Genomic DNA, 4,935 nt, shown 5'->3' with positions numbered 1-4,935 from the left:
ACGAGGGAATGTTCGCGGCCTTGAACGTCCGCGGCACAAAAGACAAAACCGACCCAGTCTATACTCGCGCATGACAAGGACTTCGGGATGAGGAAATTATCCATCAAACGTGGGAACATGAACGCTCATGCCGAGCTTCAAATCCGTCGGCGGTAGTTGAGGTAAAATGGATGCTGAGGAAGATTCTTACTCCAATAACGATCAACAAGTTGGAAATTCCCAATAGAGTAGTTCGGACGTCTCACGGAACCCACTTCGGGCACGGCGTCAACGACGAAAACATTGGATTTCATGAAGCCCGCGCTCGCGGCGGCGTCGGCCTTACAATACTCGAGATAGCGGCAGTTCATCCGACAAGCCCTGCGCCCATCTGCAGCTTTGACGATGATATCGTATCGGAATATGAGAAGCTGATGCGCGCAGTCCGTCCGCATGGTATGCGTGTGTTTCAGCAGCTATGGCATGGCGGTCACCACGTCGGGCCGAGCAGCGGATTGCCACCTTGGTCGGCCTCCGACGTGCCTAGCGTAATTTCCGGCGCGGTGCCTTTGGCGATGTCGCGAGGTCAAATCGACGAAGTTACGGACGCGTTTGCATCCGCTGCCTTGCGCTGCAAGGATGGCGGAATCGATGGCGTGGAGCTGCACGCCGCACATTCCTACTTGCCGCAGCAATTTCTGTCTCCTCTGACGAACAAGCGAACCGATGAATATGGAGGGTGCTTTCCAAACCGATTGAGGTTCGTCCGCGGAATAATGGAGGCTATTCGCAACAAAGTTGGGCCAGACTATCCCCTTGGAATCCGACTAAGTTTCGAAGACGTCGAAGGCGGCCTTACGCCCCAAGACAATGCCCGAATTGTCGAATCTCTGGAGAGGGATGGCCTGATCGATTTTGTTGATGTCTCAGCGGGAAGCTACTTTTCTTTTCCCATGATTATCGGTGGCATGCACGAGCCCGCGGGATATGAGCTGGCAGGCAGTGCTCCGATTGCTGCTGCCGCCCGGAATATTCCGCGTATTGTAACCGGCCGGTTCCGGACACTTGAAGAGGCCGACGAGGTAATCGCGTCGGGCGTTGGAGACATGGTCGGGTTAACGAGGGCGCACATTGCCGATCCGGACATAGTCCGTAAGACCGTGGAGGGACGCCACGACGAAGTGCGGCCTTGCATCGCGTGCAACCAAGGGTGTGTCGGACAAGTGTTGAGTCCAATACGTCGTTTGGGTTGCACCGTAAATCCTTATGTCGGGCGTGAGCTTGAGATATCCGACGACAATTTACCCCGGGCGCCGCGCAAGAGAAGGATTCTTGTCGTTGGCGGTGGGCCAGCTGGGATGGAGGCTGCCCGCATTTCCGCTCTGCGCGGGCACGACGTAATTCTCGCCGAGGCGCAAAGCCGCCTTAGCGGAACGATCAATTTAGCCGCGAGAGCTCCCCTTCACCAGGCGATAAGAGACGTAACTGATTGGATGGAACACGAAATCTATCGTCTTGGGGTGGACGTGCGATTAAGCACCTATGTTGATCCTGGAGACGTCGAGGCCCTTTCACCCGATGCTGTCATCGTTGCGACAGGATCGCTGCCACGAATGGATGGGATCCAGATGGGACTGCCTGGCAACCCGGCCGCTGGGATGACCCTGCCCCATGTGCTTTCCTCAGTTGACCTCTTTAGTGGCCCCCTCGCTCAGACGGTGCGAACGGCGGTAGTGGTCGATGATGTCGGACATTATGAAGCGATCGCTGCCGCAGAACATCTCCTGTACCACGGCGTGGAAGTATCGTTCATAACTAGGCACCGATCCTTTGCGCCTCTCCTTGAGAGTGCACTTATTTCCGAACCGGCGCTGAAGCGCCTAAGCAAAGGTGACTTTGCGTTGCACTTGCGATCCCATCTCGTTCAGGTTTCGGAGAAAAAAGCGTCCATGATGAATATGGACTCGGGACGTCTGAAGGATGTTTCTGCGGATGCCGTGGTATTTATCAGCCACAACGAGCCGAATAGAGCCTTGGCTGACGCACTTGTGTCCTACAGCGGCGAAACCCATGTCGTCGGTGACGCGTTAAGTCCCCGGTTTTTGCTGCGTGCCATTCATGAAGGCAACGCCGCCGGCTGTGCCGTATGATATACTCCCCGTAGAAGTTTGGTCGCGGGATTTGATGGGCCCGATCTGAATAAAGGGAGCTGTCAGGTCTGTACGACACTCTGCGATCAAGGACAGGATCGGCAGCAAGAGGCCATAATAGAGGGTGCCCGGCACGACGAAGTGAGCCCAGGGTTCTATGTTAAGCCATGCTCTTGCCCGGCCTGTGGCAGCGACCGCTTGTCCAGGCTCGGCGAGGATGTGACCGAGGCGATTTACCCAGTGTTGGGAGGTGTGACTGGGTCGTAAGCATCCGCCGAAGGCCGCTGTTGCTCTGTAATTAGGAGCGTCTCAGGCTTTCCGGCGCGGTTTCGGCGCCCATTTCCGACTGAGATCATCGATGGCGAGGGCGATCGCGACGGTATCGAGCTTGTCGGGATCGAAATCCTCACTTCGATAGCGGAGGTACTCGTCGCGGTCGGGGTAGTTGGGATCAGCGAGCGCGGCGAGATACTCGGCATAGCCCGGCACGCCGCCGATATCCTCGGGTGGGCAACGGCCAGTGCCGGTGAGGAAGAACGGATAATCGAAATTGGGGAGCGCCGGGGCCATCTTCTCGACCTTGATGACGTGGTGCCAGTAGTCGCCGAAATCATAATAATAGTGGAACGTCTTGCCGCCGCAGTCCTCGAGAGCGCCGCGCAGCGTCTCCTTGCGCGCATCGATCGTGTCGGAAAGATAATCGGGATCGGGGATGCCGAAGGCGACGTCGCCAGCGAACCGGAACTCGTACAGATGGGTGTCGCTCCAACCCATGGTGATCTGGATCACCGTGTGCAGACGATCGAGCTTCAGGTTCAGCGGCACCTCGACCTGTCGCATAACGAGGGGTTCGACGTCCTTGAGCACGATCTTGAGCCGCGCGATGGCGCTCACGCTGCCTCCAGCATGGCATGGTTGCGCTCGCGCTACTCCCAGGGGAGCAGCTCATGAATGCGGCCTTGCGGAATCCCCGCGATGCGCGCGAGCACGTCGGCGAGCCATGCCTGGGGATCGACCTCGTTGAGGCGGCACGTGATGATGAGCGAATACAGATCAGCGGCGCGATCACCGCCGCGGTCCGACCCGGCGAATAACCACGACTTGCGCCCGAGAGCGATACCTCTCAGCGCGCGTTCGGCCGCGTTGTTCGTAAGGCAGATCCGGCCATCGTCGAGGAACCGCGCGAAATCAGCCCAGACCTTGAGCATATAGCGGATCGCCTTGGCGACCGGATCGTGCCGCGAGAGTTGGTCGTGAGTGTCTCGCATCCACGTCTCAAGCTCGTCGACCAGCGGACGGGAAAGCTCCTGCCTGACCGCAAGCCGCTCGTCTGGCAGACTGCCGTTGATCGCGCGCTCGATCCTGAAGATGGCATCGATCTTCTCCACTGCCTCGCGGGCGAGCGGCGAAATGACGACCGGTTCCTTCTTCTTCGCGCTGCGCCGAGCAATGGTGGCAATGTCGGCGAGTTGGAAAAACGGACGCCGACCGTGGGCCCAGCATAATGCGCGCGCCAGTGGCTCACGCCCGGCCCCCACCTGCAGCAGGCCATTATAGCCGGCATAGGCGTCGGCCTGGATGATGCCAGAATAGCCGTCGAGATGGGCGAGCGGGTGCTCACCGCGACGATCGCGTGAATAATAGAAGATGGCGGCGGGCGGCGCCGGTCCTCCGAACGGGCGATCATCGCGGACATAGGTCCACAGGCGCCCGGTGATCGCCTTCGTCTTGGCGAGCACAGGAATGGTGGTGTCGTCGGCATGGAGGCGCTCTGCCGCCATGACATGTGCCTTGATCAGCAGGACCAGCGGGCGGAGCGCCGCGGTGCAGGCGCCGACCTGGTCGGCGATGGTCGAGAGGCTGAGGTCGACGCCTTCGCGCGCATAGCGATCACGCTGGCGGTTGAGCGGCTGGTGCTGGCCGAACTTCTCGAACAGCAGCATCGCGAGGAAGTTGGGGCCGAACATGCCGCGCGGCGTCACGTGGAATGGCGCCGGCGGTTGGGTGATCTTCTCGCAAGCCCGGCAGGTGAACTTCTCGCGGACGGTCTGGACGACCTTCCAGCGGCGGGGGATCACCTCGAGCGTCTCGGTGACATCCTCGCCGAGCTTGCAAAGCTTGTCCGAGCCGCAGCACGGGCAGTGATCGGGTGCTGCGATGACGACGCGCTCGCGCGGCAGATGGTCGGGAAAAGCACGGGGTGTGGAGCGCTTGCGCTCGAAGGCGCGCACGTTGGTGGCGGCCGCGGCCGCGGCGGCCAGGGCCTCGTCCTCGCTGGCGGACATCTCGGCTTCCTCGAACGCGATCTCGAACTGGTCGACGAGGCGCTGACTGCGCTCGGACCGCTGTCCGTAGAGCTCGTGACGCATCTTCGCGTTCTGGTACTCGAGGAGCATGTTGCGCGCTTGAAGGTCGCTGTTGATCGCCTTGACGCGGGCAGCTTCCGCCTCGGCTTCAGCGAGCCGTGCGAGTGCCTCATCGAGGCTCAAAACAGCAGGGGAAGCACCGCTCTCCATCGCCGAATTACATAGCAGAAACCTGTGGAATCCCGAAGCTTTTTTAGTATCGCAAGCGTAATTATCTCGCCCTTATCCGGCCATCTGCGGGCGCCATGTCGCCTGCGGGTTCCGCCAATCAATCCCCTCCAATAAGCAGGCCATGGCGGACGCCGAAATGCACACCACGCCGTCGTTCGCGGAGGGCCAAATGAACCTTCCGCGTTCCAATCTTTTGTACCTCAGTCAGAAATGCAGACGTATCGTCGGCCTCGCCGCACCTTGTGACGGTGACCCACCCCTTTCATCCA

At 59.9% G+C, this 4,935-nt stretch carries 4 protein-coding genes; 1 reads left to right on the top strand and 3 read right to left on the bottom strand.

What is annotated here, in order from left to right; translation table 11 throughout:
- Positions 1–170: 170 nt before the first annotated feature.
- Positions 171–2,129: an oxidoreductase gene (locus L3X40_RS20890; protein ID WP_237367284.1), complete on the top strand. Its 1,959-nt coding sequence runs from the start codon at positions 171–173 to the stop codon at positions 2,127–2,129.
- A gap of 309 nt (positions 2,130–2,438) precedes the next feature.
- On the opposite strand, the gene L3X40_RS20885 is transcribed toward L3X40_RS20890, so the two are convergent.
- The 3 genes from L3X40_RS20885 to tnpB form a co-directional block, all read right to left on the bottom strand.
- Positions 2,439–3,023, bottom strand: a complete 585-nt coding sequence (locus L3X40_RS20885; RefSeq protein WP_237367283.1) for a plasmid pRiA4b ORF-3 family protein — start codon at positions 3,021–3,023, stop codon at positions 2,439–2,441.
- 32 nt (positions 3,024–3,055) lie between these two features.
- Positions 3,056–4,645: an IS66 family transposase gene (gene tnpC, locus L3X40_RS20880; RefSeq protein ID WP_237367282.1), complete on the bottom strand. Its 1,590-nt coding sequence runs from the start codon at positions 4,643–4,645 to the stop codon at positions 3,056–3,058.
- A 72-nt stretch (positions 4,646–4,717) separates the two neighbouring features.
- Positions 4,718–4,870 (bottom strand): IS66 family insertion sequence element accessory protein TnpB, encoded by a 153-nt coding sequence (tnpB, locus tag L3X40_RS22610; protein ID WP_445177227.1) that lies wholly within the window; start codon positions 4,868–4,870, stop codon positions 4,718–4,720.
- Positions 4,871–4,935: the final 65 nt, after the last annotated feature.

The sequence above is a fragment of the Rhizorhapis sp. SPR117 genome (assembly GCF_021742065.1).
This window is presented reverse-complemented; position numbering and strand designations above follow the sequence as displayed.